This window comes from Pseudomonas sp. MIS38 (assembly GCF_019891575.1).
Classification (GTDB): Bacteria; Pseudomonadota; Gammaproteobacteria; order Pseudomonadales; family Pseudomonadaceae; genus Aquipseudomonas; species Aquipseudomonas putida_A.
On sequence record NZ_JAFLXF010000002.1, the window covers coordinates 260,027 to 281,135 of the forward strand.

The following is a 21,109-nucleotide window of genomic DNA, read 5'->3' on the forward strand; positions in this document are numbered from 1 at the left end:
TTGTGAGCGAACTCATTCGCGTACCTGACATCGGCAGCGGTGAAGGTGAAGTAATTGAACTGTTTGTGAAGGTCGGCGACCGTATCGAAGCCGACCAGAGCATCCTGACCCTGGAATCGGACAAGGCCAGCATGGAAGTGCCGGCCCCGAAAGCCGGCGTCATCAAGAGCCTGAAAGTCAAGCTGGGCGACCGTCTGAAAGAAGGCGACGAGCTGCTTGAGCTGGAAGTCGAGGGCGCCGCGCAAGCGGCCCCTGCACCTGCTGCTGCACCGGCTGCAAAAGCTGAAGCCAAACCGGCTGCCGCTCCTGCTGCTGCGGCGCCAGCCGCTGCCCCTGCTGCCGCTTCGGTGCAGCAAGTGCACGTGCCGGACATCGGTTCGTCGGGCAAGGCGCAGATCATCGAGATCCAGGTCAAGGTCGGCGACACCGTCGAGGCTGATCAATCTTTGATCACCCTGGAATCCGACAAGGCCAGCATGGAAATCCCGTCGCCTGCCGCGGGCGTGGTCAAGGCCATCAGCGTCAAACTCAACGACGAAGTCGGCACGGGCGACCTGATTCTGGATCTGGAAGTGGCGGGTGCTGCGGCCCCTGCTGCGGCCGCTCCGGCTCAGGCCGCTGCGCCAGCCGCTGCTGCTGCGCCTGCTCCGGCTGCCGCCCCGGCTGCTCCGGTTGCCGACAGCGTTCAGGACATCCACGTTCCGGACATTGGTTCGGCCGGCAAGGCCAAGATCATCGAAGTCCTGGTCAAGGCTGGTGACAGCGTTGAAGCCGACCAGTCGCTGATCACCCTCGAATCCGACAAGGCAAGCATGGAAATCCCATCGCCTGCCGCTGGCGTGGTGGAAAGCATTTCCATCAAGCTGGACGACGAAGTCGGCACCGGCGACCTGATCCTCAAGCTGAAAGTCAAAGGCGCAGCCCCTGCTGCTGCCCCGGCTCCAGCTGCCGCCGCTGCGCCAAGCGCTCCGGCACCGGCCGCTGCTGCTCCGGCTGCCGCTGCACCTGCTGCTGCCGCTCCGGTTGCTGCTCCGGCCAAGCCTGGTGCCAAAGTTCACGCCGGCCCGGCCGTGCGTCAACTGGCCCGCGAGTTCGGCGTCGAGCTGAGCGCCGTTGGCGCCAGCGGTCCGCACGGTCGCATCCTCAAGGAAGACGTGCAGGTTTACGTCAAGGCGATGATGCAGAAGGCCAAGGAAGCACCGGCCGCTGGCGGCGCAACCGGTGGCGCGGGCATCCCGCCGATCCCGGTCGTGGACTTCAGCCGCTTCGGTGAAATCGAAGAAGTGCCGATGACCCGCCTGATGCAGGTCGGCGCTGCCAACCTGCACCGCAGCTGGCTGAACGTGCCGCACGTGACGCAATTCGACTCGGCGGATATCACCGAGCTGGAAGCCTTCCGCGTTGCGCAAAAAGCCGTCGCCGAGAAGGCCGGCGTCAAGCTGACCATCCTGCCGCTGCTGCTCAAGACCTGCGCGCACCTGCTCAAGGAGCTGCCGGACTTCAACAGTTCGCTGGCGCCAAGCGGCAAGGCGATCATTCGCAAGAAGTACGTCAACATCGGTTTCGCGGTCGACACTCCAGATGGCCTGCTGGTACCGGTCATCAAGAACGTCGACCAGAAGAGCCTGCTGCAACTGGCTGCAGAAGCTGCTTCGCTGGCTGAAAAAGCCCGCACCAAGAAGCTCTCTTCGGACGAGATGCAAGGCGCCTGCTTCACCATTTCCAGCCTCGGCCACATTGGCGGCACCGGCTTCACGCCGATCGTCAACGCGCCGGAAGTGGCGATCCTCGGTGTTTCCAAGGCAACCATCCAGCCAGTCTGGGACGGCAAAGCCTTCCAGCCGAAACTGATGCTGCCACTGTCGCTGTCCTACGATCACCGTGTGATCAACGGCGCCGCCGCTGCACGCTTCACCCAGCGTCTGGGCAGCCTGCTGGGCGACATCCGCACCATCCTGCTGTAAAGCGTTCGGCCCTCCGGCAACGGAGGGCCGATTGCGTCCCACGTTTTCGAGCGCCACACGCTCGTACCTCAACCCCGTCAGTTTGACGGGGCTTTTTTTGCCCGAAGAAAAGTCACAACGCTTTTATTCCTACAACTTCGGTCTACTTAAGCCACGAGTCCAGTCCACTTCGCGCCGATATTTTTTATCCGCCGACAACTAACCTTGGCGGCACAAGTTAAACGAATAACTTGCTAAACACTGACCGTTATTCAAGTATCAATTCGAACGGATTCGAACATGTTAAAACCAACTGTCGGCCCGATTATTGGCCATACAACAACTAATCACGCACGCATCTTCATGCGCGGCGACTTGCAAAACAACGCCACCACATTTGCCGGCCTGCGTTATCGAAAGCGCGACAGCAATCAATGGTCAAATAGCCTTTTTTCCCGTTTAAGTGCTTTGCGCGATTTTTGCCAGGTCTTTTCATTGAATGACCTGGAGAGCCATTGCGAATACGAATACCAGACGGGCTGGTTCAGCCCCATGAGCCCGGTGCATACCGTCGAAAGCATCGCCGAATTGCCTTTGCAATGGCCGCGCGAGATCTACCGCTTTAGCACCCGTGCCAGCGACGCCGCGCAGCCACGCGCTTATATCATCGGCTCCTGTCGCTACTTGCGCATGACCGCCGGCATTGCTTCCCTGCCCCAAATTGGCGACCGTATATTCGCCTCGATCAATCAGTTGATCGAAGGCGCCGAGCCGCCGATCAGCGCCACCCTGATGACCGGAGACCAGATCTATGTCGACGACCTCAACCTGATTGCCCCGGATCGCGAATACAAGGACATCCTCGATAAATATCGCGCGGCGTTCTCGCAACCGAATATTCAGCGGCTGATGTCCGGCACTTCGACTTACATGATCCTCGACGATCACGAAATTGAAGACAACTGGCCGGCGAACGCCAGCAAGTCCGATCATGAGTTATATCGCAATGCAATGGCGGCGTATGAGTTGTATCAAGCCAGTCATAGTCCGGCGCATGAACTAACAGTTGATGGCGAGATTGATCATTCAAAACTGGCGCATTACTGGTATCAGTTCAGCGATGGCGATATTGAATGGTTTGTCACTGATAGCCGCACTCGGCGCAACCTGGCTGCTGATGATCGACGCATCCTGGACAGCGAGCAGGAACAGGCCCTGGTCGCCTGGCTGAGCAACAGCAAGGCACGGGTCAAATTCGTGGTCACCAGCGTGATGTTCTATCCGGATCGCAAACTGCACGGCGACGATGCCTGGAAAGCCTTCCCGGAGCAGCGCCTGCGCCTGCTGGAAACCATCCGCACCCGACAGATCAGGAATGTCGTATTCGTCTCAGGCGATGTGCACGGCTCGCTGACCTCGCGCCTGACCCACAGCGAAGACCCGGAATTCGAAGTCCACACCATCGTTTCCTCGCCGCTGTGCAACAGCAAGCTGTTGCCCTATGCCAAGGCGTCGACGTTCATCCTCGATCAACCGCTGGCGCGCACGGCGGCGGGCGATTATCGGCATGAATTGACCAGCGCGGTGGTCAGTGAGGACAACTTCGCCCATGTGGTGGTCGAGGCTGATCAGATTTTGATCAATTACCATGATCGGGATGGCAAGAAGCTGCAATCGATCAGCATTAAATTGCGTTGAATTCTGAAAAGATCGCAGCCTGCGGCAGCTCCTGTAGGACTTCGTATTCCCTGTAGGAGTTGCCGCAAGCTGCGATCTTTTGCTCTTTTCAACCACCCACTGGAGAAATGCCCCGAGCGGCCGACACATTCTTATAGCACTTGGCCTTCATCTCTCTTGTCAGTCGGTGCCGCAATGATGCAACCTTGCCGCAGGCAACAGTAAAGAGGGCGCGAGCCCGGCGCGTTCAGCATATTTCCAAGCGAGTTCCTTCATGAAGAGCCAACCCGATGCCGCCAGCCGTATGGCGGCCGAGGTAGTGACGCAGTTGCCTGTGCCCTCGCGGCTCGGCATGCTGCGTTTCGAGCGCTTGAATGAAGCCAGTTGGGCGATGCTGTTTCTCGACCCCAATTGCGAACGTCAATTCGGCCAGCCGGCCGTTGAGCTCTGTGCACTGGTCGGTTCACCGTATGCCAGCCTGATGGAGCCTGAAGCGCGTTATCAGTTGCACGATGCGATCCAGCAGCAACTGCGCGACAGCCCGCATTATCTGGTGCGCTACACCCTGCACACCGCTGCGGGCGTGCTGAGCATCCTCGAACTGGGCGAAGCCTATAAACAGCACAATCGACACTTGCTGCGCGGTTATTTGCTGGCGGTCGATGACGTGTTCGACGAAGCGCCAACGCTGCCCTCCGTTGACCTCGAAACCCAGAACTCCCGCCTGCAGATCGCCCTCGAACTCAACCAGCGCGCCCAGCAGGAACAACTGCAGCACCTTGATCGGGTGCGCGCCCAGCAGGATCTGATTCTGCTGCTCGCCCGCCAGCGCTACAGCAGCCACAACTCGCTGCAGGAAGCCGCCGAACTGATCACCCGCTGCGCCTGCGATATCTATGAAATCGACTGCGCCAGCCTGTGGAACCTCGAAGGCAATCTGCTGGTGCCGATTTCGGCGTATCACCGCGCGACGCAGGAATACATTCTGCCGGAGGTGATCGACATCAGCGGCTTCCCCGACTACATGGAAGCGCTGCACGGCAGCCGCGCCATCGATGCGCATAATGCGATGCGCGACCCACGAACCCGTGAGATGGCCGAAGCCCTGCGTCCGCGCGACGTTAACGCGATGCTCGACGCCAGCATCCGGGTCGACGGCCAGGTGGTCGGCGTGCTCTGCCTGGAGCAGACCGGCGTCACCCGCGCCTGGCAGTCCGACGAAATCGCCTTTGCCGGTGAGCTGGCCGACCAGTTCGCCCAGGTCATCAACAACCACAACCGCCGCACCGCCACCAGCGCCCTGCACCTGTTCCAGCGTGCGGTCGAGCAAAGTGCCAACGCCTTTCTGCTGGTCAATTGCGACGGCGTGGTCGAGTACGTCAACCCGAGCTTCACCGCGATTACCCAGTACTCCACCGAGGAAGTCCACGGCCAGCGCCTGTCGGAGCTGCCGGCGCTGGAAAACCTCAGCGAGCTGCTGTTCGACGCACCCTCGGCGCTGGCCAAGAGCAACAGCTGGCAGGGCGAATTCAAGAGCCGGCGCAAAAACCTCGAACCGTACTGGGGCCAGTTGTCGATCTCCAAGGTGTATGGCGACAACCGTGAGCTGACGCACTACATCGGCATCTACGAAGACATCACCCAGACCAAACTGGCGCAGCAGCGCATCGAACGTCTGGCCTACACCGACAACCTGACGAACCTTGGCAACCGCCCGGCGTTTATCCGCAATCTGGACGAACGCTTCGCCCGCGACAGCGACACGCCGATCAGTCTGCTGCTGGTGGATATCGACAACTTCAAACGGATCAACGACAGCCTCGGCCACCAGACCGGCGACAAACTGCTGATCAGCCTCGCCCGGCGCCTGCGCAACAGCCTGAGCCCCAGCGGCAGCCTCGCCCGCTTCGCCAGTAACGAATTCGCCGTGCTGCTCGACGACACCGACCTCGCCACCGGCCAGCAGATCGCCAACCAGTTGCTGGCGACCCTCGACAAGCCGATGTTCGTCGACAACCAGTTGATCAGCGTCACCGGCTCGGTGGGCCTGGCCTGCGCGCCGCTGCACGGGCGCGATCCGCAGACCCTGATGCGCAACGCCGGCCTCGCCCTGCACAAGGCCAAGGCCAACGGCAAACACCAGGTGCAGGTCTTCACCGAAGCGCTGAACGCCGAGGCCAGCTACAAGCTGTTCGTCGAGAACAACCTGCGCCGCGCCCTGACCCAGAACGAGCTGGACGTGTTCTACCAGCCCAAGCTGTGCCTGCGCAGCGGTCGCCTGCTGGGCATGGAAGCGCTGCTGCGCTGGAATCACCCGGAACGCGGCATGATCCGCCCGGACCAGTTCATCAGCGTTGCCGAAGAGACCGGCCTGATCATCCCGATCGGCAAGTGGATTGCGCGTCAGGCCTGCCGCATGAGCAAGGCGCTGACCGCCGCCGGCCTGGGTAACCTGCAAGTGGCGATCAACCTTTCGCCGAAGCAGTTCTCCGACCCGGATCTGGTTGCCTCAATCGCCAATATCCTCAAGGAAGAAGCCCTGCCGGCCAATCTGCTCGAACTGGAGCTGACCGAAGGCCTGCTGCTGGAAGCCACCGAAGACACTCACTTGCAGCTCGATCAGCTCAAGCGTCTGGGCCTGACCCTGGCCATGGACGACTTCGGCACCGGTTACTCGTCGCTCAGCTACCTGAAGAAATTCCCGATCGACATCATCAAGATCGATCGCAGCTTCATCCACGAAATTCCCGACAATCAGGACGACATGGAAATCACCTCCGCGGTAATCGCCATGGCGCACAACCTGAAACTCAAAGTCGTGGCCGAAGGCATTGAGACCGCCGAACAACTGGCGTTCCTGCGTCGCCACCGCTGCGACGTCGGCCAGGGCTACCTGTTCGACCGGCCGATCCCCGGCGCCGAGCTGATCCAGGCGCTCAAGCGCTACCCGCGCGGCCCGCTCTGCCTCTAGCCCCCACCGATGTCCCTGTCGATGAACTCCCCTTGTGGGAGCGGGCTTGCTCGCGAATGCGGTTTGTCAGGCAATGTTGATGTCGACTGACACACCGCATTCGCGAGCAAGCCCGCTCCCACATTTGAATAGTGCGAAATCCGGCATCATTCGGCACACTGACGGTCTGACTTTTTACATCCCATCCTGACTGAGAGGAACGATCATGGTTCTGCGCTCGGAAATTCTGGTGAACAAAAACGTGCTACCGACCAAAGATCAAGCTCTGCCCGGCCGCGAAACCGCGATGACCCTGCCTGAAAAGCATTTCGTCTTCGAAGAAACTCCGCTGCTCGGCCCGTTTTTCCAGGACGTCGACTTTGCGATCTTCGGTCTGGGTTGCTTCTGGGGGGCGGAGCGCCGCTTCTGGCAGCGCGAAGGCGTGGTCAGCACCGTGGTCGGCTACGCCGGCGGCTACACGCCGAACCCGACCTACGAAGAAGTCTGCTCGGGCCTGACCGGCCACGCCGAAGTAGTGCTGGTGGTGTATGACAAAGCCAAGGTCAGCTACGAAGAGCTGCTGGCGATGTTCTGGGAGCTGCACAACCCGACGCAGGGCATGCGACAGGGCAACGACATCGGCACCCAGTACCGTTCGGTGATCTACGCCACCTCGCCAGAGCAACTGGACGCTGCGCTGAAGAGCAAAGCGGTGTATCAGGCTGAACTGTCGAAGGCGGGTCTGGGCGACATCAGCACCGAGATCGAGCAGGCGCCGACCGTGTACTTCGCCGAGGCGTATCACCAGCAATATCTGGCGAAGAACCCTGAGGGCTATTGCGGGATTGGCGGCACCGGCGTGTGCATGCCACCGAGCCTGGCGGGTAACTAAACCCCAAAGCATCGCGGGCAAGCCCGCTCCCACAGGTTTAGCGCCGACTTCAAAATGGCGCAGTACTTTGTGGGAGCGGGCTTGCCCGCGAAGGCGTCCGTTCAGACACCGCTAAAACAGTTGATCAGCTTTCAGCAATCAACCAATCCATCTGCCACCCACCCTGAGTCTGCCCAAGCTTCTTCGACAACCACGGCAGCAGCTCACGCAATTCTTCCTCCAGCCCCCACGGCGGATTGGCAATCGCCATCCCCGAGCCGTTGAGGCTGTTCGGCGTATCCAGCGGATGCACCAGCAGTTCCACGCGCAGCAACTTCGGCGCACCGGTACCAGCCAGATCCTGATAGAAACGTCGCAGCGCACGCTGGTCCTTTACCGGGTACCAGATCGCCGCCACGGTTTGGCGCATCCGGCCAATCGCTTCTTTCAGCGACGCCGCACACTTTTGCATCTCGTCGAGCTGCTCGAACGGCGGATCGATCAACATCACCGCACGCTTCTCCTGCACCGGCAGCATCGCCCGCGCCACATGCCAGCCCTCGCCCAGATGCACTTTCACCCGACGGTCACCGGCCATGTTCTCTTTGAGCTGCACGCCGTCTTCCGGGTGTTTCTCGTTGAGCATCACCCGATCCTGCGGCCGGGTCAGACGCCGCGCCAACTCCGGCGAACCCGGGTAGTAGCGCAACTGGCCATCCGGGTTCATCTCGTGCAGCACCTTCATGTAGTCGGCGGTCAGCGCCGGCAGATCCGGCTGATCCCACAAACGCGCAATGCCTTCCAGGTACTCGCCGGTACGGTTGGCCTGATCACCCTGCAAGTCATACAAACCGATACCGGCGTGCGTGTCGAGATAGGCAAACGGCTGCTCCTTGCGCGACATCAGCGCGATGAGGCGGGTCAAGGTCAGGTGTTTGAACACATCGGCGTGATTGCCGGCATGGAAGGCGTGACGATAATTCATGGCTGCTCCTGCGAAGGGCGCAAAGTTTACCTTTTACCGGGCGGCAAGTCAGGGGTTGGCGGCCGAGCGGACAAAAGCCGGCCCTCACCCTAACCCTCTCCCGGAGGCAGAGGGGACTGACGGTGGTGATCTTGCGAGTTACATCGACCTGAATGATCAGCGTGATCTCAGGCTTGGCCAACTGACGTTCACCACCGAAGGCGCAGGTCGGCGTACATCACCCAGACAACTCGGTCAGTCCCCTCTCCCTCTGGGAGAGGGCTAGGGTGAGGGGCTTTGCTTTTATGGCGTTAAACTGGCGAACCATGAACGACAGGAAGTCAAAAACTCATGCAATATCTGATCATCTGCTTATTCAGCCTGCTTAGCCCATACCTCGCCCTTGCCGACGAAACTCACATTGAACAGGCACGCCAGTCACTAAAAAACTACGGACTGAGCCACTGCATTCTGAAGCCATTCAACGAACGCTCCGCGCTGGAAAAAGACATCGCACTGTCCGCCAATGCCTATTCGTTCATGGGCAAAGGCATGCATACCATTTTGCAAAATGAAGACACGCTCCAGGTGCTGCACGATCCCTACAAAGAAACCCGAAACTACGTGTTGGCGGCTTACGAGCAGAAACCTTCAAACAGTAAATACTCGAATGAAAAAGTAGTGTTTTTTGGGTGCATGAAGGTCTACAACTCCGAGGCGTTCGACCGCTTTATCAAAACTCAGGATGCGTATATCGCTGATTGAGCCAAAGTCCAAAGATCGCAGCCGTCACGCAGCTCCTACACAGGATTGGCGCTCCCCCCTGTAGGAGCTGCCGAAGGCTGCGATCTTTTGCTCTTTTTTCAGGCCGGCAACGCGCTCAAACGTTTGCCGATGACATCCAGCACATCGCAGCCGTCACGCAGTGGAATGGCGCAGAGCATGACGAAGTCGCTGAGGATGATTGAGTCGCACTCGACCGAGCCGCGCATGCACATGTTTTCCAGCACTTGAATCACGGCGCGGATGCGGTGGTTGGCGGCGTCCATGAGGATATCGAGGGGGACTTGGGTGTCGATGAACAGGGTGGGCATGTCGCTGCAGTTGCCGGTCAGGGCCATGAAGCGGTTATCGGGATGGGGGATGATTTTTTCGTAGGGTGGGTCGGGTTTAAGCATCGTCATATTTTCTACCATGGATGTGAAAATGAACTGCCTCGCTCCTTCCTACGGGATCGGGTGGCAGCTGTGCACGGGAGTAGGAACCGACCCATGGAATTCGGCCACGCCAAAGCGTGCCCCGCACACAGCCGCCGCTAAAGATATTGCTGGCACAAGTTACATGTCGCAATTAAATCAACAGCGCTGATGCACCATAGGTAACGGGTTCCTACACCCTGTCACCACTCTCGCGGTGACAACGAAAAGACTATCCCCGCAACCCACCGCCCACCAGTTCATGAAATCCGCCGCAACTCGCGGGAAATTTCCGAAGCCTTCGCCCGGAAATTTCATTCTGCTTCGTCCTGCAAATACGCTAACAGCACCGATGGCGACGATTCTTCCGACGCCGAAACCTGAAAAAACTGCTGAACCTTGCAGCGCAACACAGCCTGCGGAAACGCCTCGTACAGCGCCGGATGCTCCTCGCTCAGCCACTGCAGCGCATTCCCGATCCGGACTGAATTCCCTGCTGAAGCCAGCACTGACTCAGGCACTTTCCACCAGGGAAACACCCGCCCTGAAACCTGCGCCCTGCCCCCGATATCCACGGCCTGTCCATTGATCAAGCCGCGCGAGATCACCGGTATCAACTGCGCCGATTGCACTTCATCGGACTGCAGGATCGGCAACAGAAACCGCCCATCCCAAAACCGGAAAAACACCGCTGTGCCGTCCGGCATCAGCACTTGAGTCAAACTGCGAAAATGCTCAACTACCACCTCAAGGCTCGCGGAAGACACCGCCAACCACCCCCAGTCGCGAGACTCGGTACTCGCCACCCAGTCGAGAAACTCACTGTCCTCCGCGACAATTCCCACGAAGGGCATCACCGCGTCCCACTCGGCGTAGATCGTCTCTGCCCAGATCGGGCTCGGTGCAACCAGTGGAGGCCTGGCGTCGCTAGCGTTACTGAAAATCGCGAACAGTTGCTCCGAAGGTTTCAGCGGCTCACGCGCCAGCCACGCTGAAGGCGTCAGGCACTCAGGCTGCACAGACACCGTCCTTGCAACGCTCGCATTCTTCGCAGAATGGTGCATCACCTTTAAAGCTCATGATTTGCGCAGCAGTGAGCATGGCCGCTGGTGCTGCTGCGAGTTTTACCGGCAACCCCGGCACACTCGGCGCCGCGCTCATCGCCGCCATTGGCGCCCCACCCACGACAATCGGCACGCTACTGAAAATCCCGCCGGGGCCGATGTTGATCCATTGCCCGCCGGCCTGAATCGTCGCGCTCGCGCCACCGTCGATCACCACTTGTTGCCCGGCACTGACGTGAATTTGTGCGCTCGCACTGGTTGCCTGACTACTCACCCGAATATGCCGATCACCAATAACCGTGAGGTGATCGTCCTGTTTCACTTCGGTCTGGCGCTGGCCGTGGGTGATGCGCTGCTCGTCAGCCTTGAGTTCATGGCTGGCAAGGCCAGTGACGACAATGCTGCGCTGGTTGTCGACCTGCACCTGCTGGTCGTGCAGGACATGCTGCGTCCAGTTGCGCTGGGCGCGCAGGTAGATTTCTTCGGCGCCCTTTTTGTCCTCGATGCGCAGCTCGTTGTAACCGCCACCACCGGGGCTGCTCTGGCTGCGGAAGATGCTGCGGGTCTGGTCGGCGGGCAGGTCCAGCGGCAGCGGAGTTGCGGCGTTTGGCAGGCAACCCATCACCAACGGTTTGTCGGCATCGGCATCGATGAAACCGACCAGCACTTCCATGCCGACCCGCGGGATCAGCACGCTGCCGTAATGATCATGCGCCCAACCCGTGGCAACGCGCAGCCAGCAACTGGAATGCTCGTTGAGCTCGCCGTCACGATCCCAGGCCAGTTGCACCTTGACCCGGCCGTACTCGTCGCAATGGATTTCCGTGTCTTGCGGCCCGGTGACCACGGCCGGTTGATAACCGGGCATGCGCGGTTTTTCCGGCCCCAACGCCGGACGAAAGAACACCTCCCACGGCGTGGCAAGAAAGGTATTACGGTAACCCTGGAATGTTTCCCCATCGCTGGTCACCGATTCCTCCAGCACTTGCGGCTGTCGGCCATGATGCTCGATGGCGGTGAGCAGCCACAGGTCATTCCAGTCCTGGCGCGGATGCTCGCTCAGTTGCAGGAAATGTCCGCAAACCAGTGCGGATACGTCGCTGATGCCCTCAGCCTGACGGTAGTCGGCGACATGCCTCTCCAGCGTACGTTGCGCCAGTTGCCTGCCGGTTTCTCGATCGTTGAATTGGCCGGGAAAGTGATAGTCCTCGAGCACAGGGCGCTGCTCACTGTCGCTGCGGCTGTGCAGTTGCAGTCGCGGCTTTTCGAAGTTGTAGTCGCGCCGGGTGACCACGCTGGTGCGAGTCTCCACCCGGACGTTGAAGCGCTTGATGGCCGGCGCTGTCGACGCCATGCCGCTGCCCGGCAGATACAGCGTCGGCTCGGCCAGGCGCGGAAACACCGTTTGATCGTCGCCGAACACCAACAGATGGCCTTCGGGACTGTGCTGAAAGTGGTAATGAATGCCGACCTCGGCACACAGGCGCTGGATGAACGCCAGATCGCTCTCGGCGTATTGCACGCAATATTCCCGCACCGGGTAATCGCTGCCGAGGCGGAACTCGAAGGCATCGCGCAGGATTGCGTGATCCTTGAGGATCTGCGCGACGATCTGCGGAACCGTCTGATGCTGAAAAATCCGCTGGTTGATGCGGTGACCGAGGTAGGTCAGACGCGACACCAGGCTCAGGTGATAGCGCGTCAGACGTTTCCCGGAATCGCCCTGCCCGACCTGATAAATCTGACCATGAATGCCGCTGCCATCTGCATCGAAGCCAAGAAACGCCTGACAGTGCAGCAGGCTTTCGAGATCCAGATCGGGGCGCTCACTGACCAGTTCCAGCTCGAAACGAAAGGGTTGGCTGATGGCTTCCTTGCCCGTGAACTCAAGGACTTTGAGATCAACTTGGGCGCCTTCGAGGGTCAACGTGAAACGCGGTTGATTGGCAGGCGCGAACATCCGATGTCTCTCTGCAGATTGAGGGCGGGCGATTCTGCATGAGGGGCAAGAGGTGTTGGGTGGGTGACGGGAAAATCAGATTTGCCCTACTTTTCCTGTCGAAAAAGCCTTCGAAAATCGGCGCATGCGACTACAGACAACCCTCTCAAACTCACCACCGATCTCCTGTGGGAGCGGGCTTGCTCGCGAATGCGGTGGGTCAAATGAAATCAATGTCGACTGGCACGACCCTTTCGCGAGCAAGCCCGCTCCCACAGGGGATCTATGCTGACTCAGGGATATTGCAGGCATAAAAAAACGGCCCGCCTCCTGTAGGAAGCGGGCCGTTTTCTGGTGAGCCGAAGCTCAATGCATCACTTGTTCAGGTGGAAATCTTTTTCCGCCGCTTCAAAGCGCTGCACCATGCCTTTGGTTGGCTCACCCATTTTGCTGACGATGTAGATGGCCAGACTGGCGAAGATGAAGCCCGGGATGATTTCGTACAGACCCAGCAGTTCGAAATGCTTCCAGACCACTACCGTGATCGCGCCGACCAGGATGCCGGCCAGTGCGCCGTTGCGGGTCATGTCCTTCCAGATCACCGAGATCAGCACCACCGGACCGAACGCGGCACCGAAACCGGCCCAGGCGTAGGACACCAGGCCCAGTACGCGGTTTTCCGGGTTGGCGGCCATGGCGATAGCGATCAGCGCCACCAGCAACACCATCGCGCGACCGACCCACACCAGTTCCACCTGGGAAGCGGATTTGCGCAGGAAGGTTTTGTAGAAGTCCTCGGTCAGAGCGCTCGAGCAAACCAGCAGCTGGCAGCTCAGGGTGCTCATCACAGCGGCGAGAATCGCCGACAGCAGGACACCGGCAACCCACGGGTTGAAAAGAATTTTTGCCAGCTCGATGAACACCCGCTCGTGGTTCTCGGTGACTGGACCGGCCACTTCCGGGTGCGCCGAGAAGTAGGCGATACCGAAGAAACCCACGGCGACGGTGCCGCCCAGGCACAGGATCATCCAGGTCATGGAGATGCGACGGGCGTTGGCAATCGACTTCACCGAGTCAGCGGCCATGAAACGCGCGAGGATGTGCGGCTGACCGAAGTAACCCAGACCCCAGCCCATCAGCGAGATGATGCCGATGAAGGTGGTGCCCTTGAGCATGTCGAAGTTGCTCGGGTCCTGGGCTTCGATGGCGAGGAACGTGGTATCGACGCCGCCGGTGGCCAGCAGCACGATGATCGGCGTCAGCAGCAGGGCGAAGATCATCAGCGTGGCTTGTACGGTGTCAGTCCAGCTCACCGCGAGGAAACCGCCGACGAAGGTGTAGGCAATCGTCGCCGCAGCACCGGCCCACAGCGCCGTCTCGTAGGACATGCCGAAGGTGCTTTCGAACAGACGGGCGCCGGCCACGATGCCGGAAGCGCAGTAAATGGTGAAGAACACCAGAATCACCACCGCCGAGATGATGCGCAGCAGGCCGCTTTTGTCTTCGAAACGGCTGGAGAAGTAGTCCGGCAGGGTCAGGGCATCGCCGTTGTGCTCGGTCTGCACGCGCAGACGGCCGGCGACGAACAGCCAGTTCAGGTAGGCGCCGACGATCAGGCCGATGGCGATCCAGCTTTCGGACAGACCGGACATGTAGATGGCACCCGGCAGGCCCATCAACAACCAGCCGCTCATGTCGGAAGCACCGGCAGACAGAGCCGTAACGACGCTGCCGAGGCTGCGGCCACCAAGAATGTAGTCGGAAAGGTTGTTGGTGGAGCGATAGGCCATGAAGCCGATCAGCACCATTGCTGCGATGTAGATCACGAACGTGATCAGTGTTGGATTGCTTACGCTCATTAAGTTACGCCCTGGCTTTGTTTTTATGTTGCAGCGGTGATTGATCGTCCACAAACGACGACGTTTGGCAGACGAAACGGGATCCCGCGCATTTAGGACTGATGTTTCCCCAGGAAAGCCACCAGCCGATGCACCGGGTATTCCCGGTTGCACCTTGGGCGCGAATGCTATGCAACAAAGTAAAAAAGGTGCAACCAGTTTCTGGCGATTAAGTTGCACCTAGTCGGATATACCGATAAATATGCCGTTTTTGCTCCTTTTTAGCGCAGTCACGGCGCTCCGCTAGAAGTAAAAGCACCAAGCAGGAGCGGCACTTCAGTACCAGAAAATAATTCCTGACGAAGCGTTTATTTTTCCGACAAAAAAAGGGTTGCACCCGGTTGCACCTCTTCCGGCGCACGGCTAATCTTGCCGCCAGCTGATGCCACGCAACTGTGGCAACCATGAGGATAAAAATATGGCTACCACCACCCTTGGGGTCAAACTCGATGACCCGACCCGCGAGCGCCTGAAGGCTGCCGCGACCTCGATTGATCGCACACCGCACTGGCTGATCAAGCAGGCAATTTTCAATTACCTGGAAAAACTCGAGGGTGGTGCAACCCTGACCGAGCTGAACGGTTTGACCGCCAAGGACAGCGATGACGCTGGCGAAGTGCAGACCGATCACGCCCACCAGTGCTTCCTCGAATTCGCTGAAAGCATCCTGCCGCAATCGGTACTGCGCGCATCGATCACCGCTGCTTACCGTCGCCCTGAGCCGGAAGTGGTGCCGATGCTGATCGAGCAGGCGCGCCTGCCGGCACCGATGGCCGAAGCCACCAACAAACTCGCTGCGACCATCGCGGAAAAACTGCGTAACCAGAAAAGTGCCGGCGGTCGTGCAGGCATTGTTCAGGGCCTGCTGCAGGAATTTTCCCTGTCGTCCCAGGAAGGCGTGGCCCTGATGTGCCTGGCCGAAGCACTGCTGCGTATCCCGGACAAAGGCACTCGCGATGCGCTGATCCGCGACAAGATCAGCACCGGCAACTGGCAGCCGCACCTGGGCAACAGCCCGTCGCTGTTCGTCAACGCCGCCACCTGGGGTCTGCTGCTGACAGGCAAACTGGTGTCGACCCACAACGAAGCCGGGCTGACTTCGTCGCTGAGCCGGATCATCGGCAAGAGCGGCGAGCCGATGATCCGCAAGGGCGTCGACATGGCCATGCGTCTGATGGGCGAGCAGTTCGTCACCGGCGAAACCATCGCCGAAGCGCTGGCCAACGCGAGCAAGTTCGAAGCCAAGGGCTTCCGCTATTCCTACGACATGCTCGGTGAAGCGGCACTCACCGAACACGACGCGCAGAAGTACCTGGCGTCGTACGAACAAGCCATTCACTCGATCGGCAAAGCCTCCCACGGCCGTGGGATTTATGAAGGCCCGGGCATTTCCATCAAGCTCTCGGCGCTGCACCCGCGTTACAGCCGTGCGCAGTACGAGCGGGTGATGGACGAGCTGTACCCGCGCCTGCTGTCGCTGACCCTGCTGGCCAAGCAATACGACATCGGCCTGAACATCGACGCCGAAGAAGCCGACCGCCTGGAGCTGTCGCTGGATCTGCTCGAGCGCCTGTGCTTCGAACCGCAACTGACCGGCTGGAACGGCATCGGCTTCGTGATTCAGGCTTACCAGAAGCGTTGCCCATACGTGATCGACTACGTGATCGATCTGGCCCGTCGCAGCCGTCATCGCCTGATGATCCGCCTGGTGAAAGGCGCGTACTGGGACAGCGAAATCAAGCGCGCCCAGGTCGAAGGCCTGGAAGGCTATCCGGTCTACACCCGCAAGGTGTACACCGACGTGTCCTACATCGCCTGCGCCCGCAAACTGCTGTCGGTGCCGGAAGTCATCTACCCGCAGTTCGCCACGCACAACGCCCACACCCTGTCGGCCATTTACCACATTGCCGGTCAGAACTATTACCCGGGCCAGTACGAATTCCAGTGCCTGCACGGCATGGGCGAACCGCTTTACGAGCAGGTTGTCGGCAAAGTGTCCGAAGGCAAGCTGAACCGTCCGTGCCGCGTGTACGCACCGGTCGGTACCCACGAAACCCTGCTGGCGTACCTCGTGCGTCGTCTGCTGGAAAACGGCGCCAACACTTCGTTCGTCAACCGCATTGCCGACCAGTCGATTTCGATTCAGGAACTGGTGGCCGATCCGGTGGCCCAGATCGAGCAGATGGCGACCGTGGAAGGTGGTTTCGGCCTGCCGCACCCACGCATTCCGCTGCCGCGTGACCTGTATGGCTCCGAGCGCGCCAACTCCGCCGGCATCGACATGGCCAACGAACATCGTCTGGCCTCGCTGTCCTGCGCCCTGCTCGCCACTGCGCACAACAACTGGAAAGCCGCACCGATGCTCGGTTGCGCTTCCAGCAACGAAGCCCCGGCGCCAGTGCTGAACCCGGCGGATCACCGCGATGTGGTCGGTCACGTGCAGGAAGCCACCGTCGAAGACGTCGACAACGCGATCCAGTGCGCCCTGAATGCTGCGCCAATCTGGCAGGCTACTCCGCCAGCCGAGCGCGCGGCGATTCTGGAGCGTGCCGCCGACCTGATGGAAGGCGAGATCCAGCCACTGATGGGCCTGCTGGCCCGTGAAGCCGGCAAGACCTTCGCCAACGCCATTGCCGAAGTGCGCGAAGCGGTCGACTTCCTGCGTTACTACGCGGTGCAGGCGCGCAACGATTTCAGCAATGACGCCCACCGCCCACTGGGCCCGGTGGTGTGCATCAGCCCGTGGAACTTCCCGCTGGCCATCTTCAGTGGCCAGGTCGCTGCCGCACTGGCCGCCGGTAACCCGGTACTGGCCAAACCGGCTGAGCAGACTCCGTTGGTTGCCGCGCAAGCCGTGCGCTTGCTGCTGGAAGCCGGGATTCCCGAAGGCGTGCTGCAACTGCTGCCGGGTCGCGGTGAAACCGTCGGCGCCGGTCTGGTCGGTGATGAGCGCGTCAAAGGCGTGATGTTCACCGGTTCCACCGAAGTGGCGCGCCTGCTGCAACGCAACATCGCAGGTCGTCTCGACAGCCAGGGCCGTCCGATTCCGCTGATCGCCGAAACCGGCGGGCAGAACGCGATGATCGTTGACTCCTCGGCGCTGACCGAACAAGTGGTGATCGACGTGGTGTCCTCGGCCTTCGACAGTGCCGGTCAGCGTTGCTCGGCCCTGCGCGTGCTGTGCCTGCAGGAAGACTCCGCCGACCGTGTCATCGAAATGCTCAAAGGCGCGATGGCTGAAAGCCGCCTCGGCAACCCTGAGCGTCTGTCCGTGGACATTGGCCCGGTGATCGACGCCGAAGCCAAGGCCGGCATCGACAAGCACATCCAGGGCATGCGCGATAAAGGTCGCAGCGTGTACCAGGTGGCTATCGCCGACAGCGAAGAAGTCAAACGCGGCACCTTCGTCATGCCGACCCTGATCGAATTGGAAAGCTTCGATGAACTGCAACGCGAGATCTTCGGCCCGGTGCTGCACGTGGTGCGCTACAAGCGCAAGGACATCGACCAGTTGATCGGCCAGATCAATGCCTCCGGTTATGGCCTGACCCTCGGCGTACACACCCGCATCGACGAGACCATCGCCAAGGTGATCGACAACGTCAACGCCGGTAACGTCTACGTCAACCGCAACATCGTCGGTGCCGTGGTCGGCGTGCAGCCATTCGGCGGCGAAGGCCTGTCGGGGACTGGCCCGAAAGCCGGTGGTCCGCTGTACCTGTACCGCCTGCTGTCGACCCGTCCTACTGACGCGATCGAACAATCCTTCGCTCGCGGTGATGCAGCCGTCGCCCCGGACGTGCGTCTGCGTGATGCCATGAGCAAACCGCTGAACGCCTTCAAGGCCTGGGCCGAGAGCAACCAGTACGCCGAACTGAGCACCCTGTGCGTGCAGTACGCCGCGCAATCGCAAAGCGGCATCACCCGCGTGCTGGCCGGCCCGACCGGCGAGAAGAACAGCTACGCGATCCTGCCGCGTGAACACGTGCTGTGCCTGGCCGACGTCGAAGGCGATCTGCTGACTCAACTGGCGGCGGTCTTGGCGGTCGGCGGTTCGGCGGTATGGCCGGAATCCGACATCAGCAAGGCATTGTTCACACGCCTGCCGAAGGACGTTCAGGCGCGGATCAAACGGGTTGCCGACTGGCACAAGGATGAAGTGGTGTTTGATGCCGTGCTGCATCACGGCCATTCCGACCAGTTGCGTGGTGTCTGCCAGCAGATTGCCAAGCGTGCCGGTGCGATCGTTGGCGTTCAGGGATTGTCCCAGGGCGAGACCAACATCGCGCTGGAGCGTCTGGTGATTGAGCGGGCATTGAGCGTTAACACCGCGGCGGCGGGGGGTAATGCCAGCCTGATGACCATCGGTTAAACCCGAGAAGTCAGGCAACCGCGATGGTTGCCTGACAATCAAATCCCATGTGGGAGCGGGCTTGCTCGCGAAGGCGTTGTGTCAGTCGACATCTCCAGTGACTGATCCACCGCATTCGCGAGCAAGCCCGCTCCCACAGTTGTTTCGGGGTGTTTGTTAAGTCGGTGCTCGGCCCTGACATCACCGTTATCAATCATCGTATTCAGCCTTTATCAGCAAGCCTAGACTCGGCCCAATCCCAATGTTCAGGTAGGCCGCCATGTCCGAGACGCTGCTCAGTTCCCGTAATCTGGCTTTCGAGCTGTACGAAGTCCTCGATGCCGAGGGCCTGACCCGGCGTGAGCGCTTCGCCGAACACAACCGCGAGACCTTCGACGCGGCCATCGGCACCGCGCGCAGCATCGCCGAGAAATACTTCGCACCGCACAACCGCAAGGGCGACGAGAACGAGCCGCGTTATGAGAACGGTCAGGCGATGCTGATTCCCGAAGTCAAACCGGCGGTGGACGCGTTCCTCGAGGCGGGCTTCCTCAATGCCGCGCGCAGCTTCGAAGCCGGCGGCATGCAACTGCCGACGCTGCTGTCGCAAGCCTGCTTTGCGCACTTTCAAGCGGCGAACGCGGCGACCACTTCCTACCCGTTCCTGACCATGGGCGCGGCCAATCTGATCGAAAGCTTCGGCACCGACGAGCAGAAACAGCGCTTCCTGCAACCGATGATCGACGGGCGCTTCTTCGGCACCATGGCCCTGACCGAACCGCACGCCGGCTCGTCGCTGTCGGATATTCGTACCCGCGCCGAGCCGGCGTCTGACGGCACTTATCGGCTCAAGGGCAACAAGATCTTCATTTCCGGCGGCGATCACCCGCTGTCGGAAAACATCGTGCACATGGTCCTGGCCAAGCTGCCGGACGCGCCGCCGGGGGTGAAGGGTATTTCGCTGTTCATCGTGCCGAAATTTCTGGTCAACGATGACGGCAGCCTCGGCGAGCGCAACGATGTGCTGCTGGCCGGGCTGTTCCACAAGATGGGCTGGCGCGGCACCACTTCCACCGCGCTGAACTTCGGCGATAACGGCGAATGCGTCGGCTATCTGGTGGGCAAGCCGCACCATGGTTTGAGCTACATGTTCCAGATGATGAACGAGGCGCGGATTGGCGTCGGCATGGGCGCGGTGATGCTCGGCTACGCCGGTTACCTGTACTCGCTGGAATACGCCCGCGAACGCCCGCAAGGCCGAGTCCCGGACAGCAAGGATCCGAGCACCGCGCCAGTGGCGATCATTCAGCACGCCGATGTAAGACGCATGCTGCTGACGCAAAAATCCTACGTCGAAGGGGCCTTTGACCTCGGTCTGTACGCGGCGCGGCTGTTCGATGACACCACCACGCTGGAAACCGAAGCAGAGCGCAAACAGGCCCACGAGCTGCTGGACTTGCTGACGCCGATCGTCAAATCCTGGCCGTCGGAGTTCTGCCTGAAGGCCAACGAACTGGCGATCCAGATTCTCGGCGGTCACGGTTACACCCGCGAATACCCGGTGGAACAGTACTACCGCGACAACCGCCTGAACCCGATCCACGAAGGCACCCACGGCATTCAGTCGCTGGACTTGCTCGGGCGCAAACTGGCGCAGAACGGCGGCGCTGGGCTCAAGCAACTGATCCGCCTGATCGCCAACACTGCCGAGCGCGCGACCGCGTACGAATCGTTGACCGCACTGCGTGAGCCACTGGAGCAATTGGTGGCTCGCCTGCAAACAGTCACCATCGGCCTGCTGACCGATCTGGCGCAGGGCAAGGTCAACAGCAGCCTGGCGAATTCGGCGCTGTACCTGAAGGTGTTCGGGCACACGGTGATTGGCTGGCGCTGGCTGGAGCAGGCGATTCGGGCTGAGGAAGGCTTGGCCAAAGGCAATGCGGCGGATGCTGACTTCTATAAGGGCAAGCTACAGGCGGCGCGGTATTTCCTGACGTGGGAAGTGCCGGGCTGTCACCATGAGCTGGCGTTGCTGGAGGCGCGGGATGATGCGTGCCTGGCGATGCAGGATGGGTGGTTCTGAGAGCCAACCCTCACCCCAGCCCTCTCCCGGAGGGAGAGGGGGCCGAACAGGGTATGCTTGAATACTCCATCGACCTGAAAGAGGTCTACCGAATCCATAATCGACTGGCGTTTTCAGGTCGATGTATAGCGAGAGACGGCTCGGTCAGTCCCCTCTCCCTCCGGGAGAGGGCT

12 protein-coding genes are annotated in these 21,109 nt (G+C 60.5%); 7 read left to right on the forward strand and 5 right to left on the reverse strand.

The features are described 5' to 3' along the window. Nucleotides 1–2: 2 nt before the first annotated feature. The 4 genes from aceF (at nucleotide 3) to msrA (ending at nucleotide 7,462) form a co-directional block, all read left to right on the forward strand. A complete protein-coding gene (gene aceF, locus J1G18_RS04725; RefSeq protein ID WP_135294810.1) occupies nucleotides 3–1,964 on the forward strand; it encodes a dihydrolipoyllysine-residue acetyltransferase in 1,962 nt (653 codons plus the stop codon). Nucleotides 1,965–2,243: 279 nt separating this feature from the next. After that, nucleotides 2,244–3,641 carry an alkaline phosphatase D family protein gene (locus tag J1G18_RS04730; protein ID WP_223007161.1) on the forward strand — a complete coding sequence of 466 codons (1,398 nt, stop codon included), beginning with the start codon at nucleotides 2,244–2,246 and terminating at the stop codon, nucleotides 3,639–3,641. Nucleotides 3,642–3,894: 253 nt separating this feature from the next. Continuing rightward, entirely contained in the window at nucleotides 3,895–6,591 is a 2,697-nt protein-coding gene (locus J1G18_RS04735) for a putative bifunctional diguanylate cyclase/phosphodiesterase (RefSeq protein WP_097087058.1), read from the forward strand. 205 nt (nucleotides 6,592–6,796) lie between these two features. Then, entirely contained in the window at nucleotides 6,797–7,462 is a 666-nt protein-coding gene (gene msrA, locus J1G18_RS04740; protein ID WP_007967332.1) for a peptide-methionine (S)-S-oxide reductase MsrA, read from the forward strand. 124 nt (nucleotides 7,463–7,586) lie between these two features. On the opposite strand, the gene J1G18_RS04745 is transcribed toward msrA, so the two are convergent. Continuing rightward, on the reverse strand, nucleotides 7,587–8,426 hold the full coding sequence (locus J1G18_RS04745) for a 23S rRNA (adenine(2030)-N(6))-methyltransferase RlmJ (RefSeq protein WP_003220988.1): 840 nt from the start codon (nucleotides 8,424–8,426) through the stop codon (nucleotides 7,587–7,589). A 330-nt stretch (nucleotides 8,427–8,756) separates the two neighbouring features. Between J1G18_RS04745 and J1G18_RS04750 the strand changes: the two genes are divergently transcribed. Further along, entirely contained in the window at nucleotides 8,757–9,170 is a 414-nt protein-coding gene (locus J1G18_RS04750) for a hypothetical protein (protein ID WP_003220987.1), read from the forward strand. Between the two features lie 98 nt (nucleotides 9,171–9,268). On the opposite strand, the gene J1G18_RS04755 is transcribed toward J1G18_RS04750, so the two are convergent. From J1G18_RS04755 to putP, 4 genes are all read right to left on the reverse strand, one after another. Next, nucleotides 9,269–9,589 (reverse strand): hypothetical protein, encoded by a 321-nt coding sequence (locus tag J1G18_RS04755; RefSeq protein WP_223007162.1) that lies wholly within the window; start codon nucleotides 9,587–9,589, stop codon nucleotides 9,269–9,271. 326 nt (nucleotides 9,590–9,915) lie between these two features. Beyond that, nucleotides 9,916–10,620 carry a DUF4123 domain-containing protein gene (locus J1G18_RS04760; protein ID WP_223007195.1) on the reverse strand — a complete coding sequence of 235 codons (705 nt, stop codon included), beginning with the start codon at nucleotides 10,618–10,620 and terminating at the stop codon, nucleotides 9,916–9,918. Continuing rightward, on the reverse strand, nucleotides 10,610–12,625 hold the full coding sequence (locus J1G18_RS04765) for a type VI secretion system tip protein VgrG (RefSeq protein WP_098966875.1): 2,016 nt from the start codon (nucleotides 12,623–12,625) through the stop codon (nucleotides 10,610–10,612). The genes J1G18_RS04760 and J1G18_RS04765 overlap by 11 nt, the downstream gene beginning before the upstream one ends. A 353-nt stretch (nucleotides 12,626–12,978) precedes the next feature. Beyond that, nucleotides 12,979–14,463 carry a sodium/proline symporter PutP gene (gene putP, locus J1G18_RS04770; protein WP_103368701.1) on the reverse strand — a complete coding sequence of 495 codons (1,485 nt, stop codon included), beginning with the start codon at nucleotides 14,461–14,463 and terminating at the stop codon, nucleotides 12,979–12,981. Between the two features lie 457 nt (nucleotides 14,464–14,920). On the opposite strand from putP, the gene putA reads away from it, so the two are divergent. Further along, entirely contained in the window at nucleotides 14,921–18,874 is a 3,954-nt protein-coding gene (gene putA, locus J1G18_RS04775; RefSeq protein WP_223007163.1) for a trifunctional transcriptional regulator/proline dehydrogenase/L-glutamate gamma-semialdehyde dehydrogenase, read from the forward strand. Between the two features lie 259 nt (nucleotides 18,875–19,133). Continuing rightward, a complete protein-coding gene (locus J1G18_RS04780; RefSeq protein ID WP_223007164.1) occupies nucleotides 19,134–20,936 on the forward strand; it encodes an acyl-CoA dehydrogenase in 1,803 nt (600 codons plus the stop codon). The last annotated feature ends 173 nt before the right edge of the window (nucleotides 20,937–21,109 follow it).

Bases quoted from the DNA above. Each gene is read 5' to 3' on its own strand.
- J1G18_RS04755 (WP_223007162.1), bottom strand. From the start codon at position 9,589: ATGACGATGCTTAAACCCGACCCACCCTACGAAAAAATCATCCCCCAT.
- putP (WP_103368701.1), bottom strand. From the start codon at position 14,463: ATGAGCGTAAGCAATCCAACACTGATCACGTTCGTGATCTACATCGCA.
- msrA (WP_007967332.1), top strand. From the start codon at position 6,797: ATGGTTCTGCGCTCGGAAATTCTGGTGAACAAAAACGTGCTACCGACC.
- J1G18_RS04750 (WP_003220987.1), top strand. From the start codon at position 8,757: ATGCAATATCTGATCATCTGCTTATTCAGCCTGCTTAGCCCATACCTC.
- J1G18_RS04745 (WP_003220988.1), bottom strand. From the start codon at position 8,426: ATGAATTATCGTCACGCCTTCCATGCCGGCAATCACGCCGATGTGTTC.
- J1G18_RS04730 (WP_223007161.1), top strand. From the start codon at position 2,244: ATGTTAAAACCAACTGTCGGCCCGATTATTGGCCATACAACAACTAAT.
- putA (WP_223007163.1), top strand. From the start codon at position 14,921: ATGGCTACCACCACCCTTGGGGTCAAACTCGATGACCCGACCCGCGAG.
- J1G18_RS04765 (WP_098966875.1), bottom strand. From the start codon at position 12,625: ATGTTCGCGCCTGCCAATCAACCGCGTTTCACGTTGACCCTCGAAGGC.
- J1G18_RS04735 (WP_097087058.1), top strand. From the start codon at position 3,895: ATGAAGAGCCAACCCGATGCCGCCAGCCGTATGGCGGCCGAGGTAGTG.
- J1G18_RS04780 (WP_223007164.1), top strand. From the start codon at position 19,134: ATGTCCGAGACGCTGCTCAGTTCCCGTAATCTGGCTTTCGAGCTGTAC.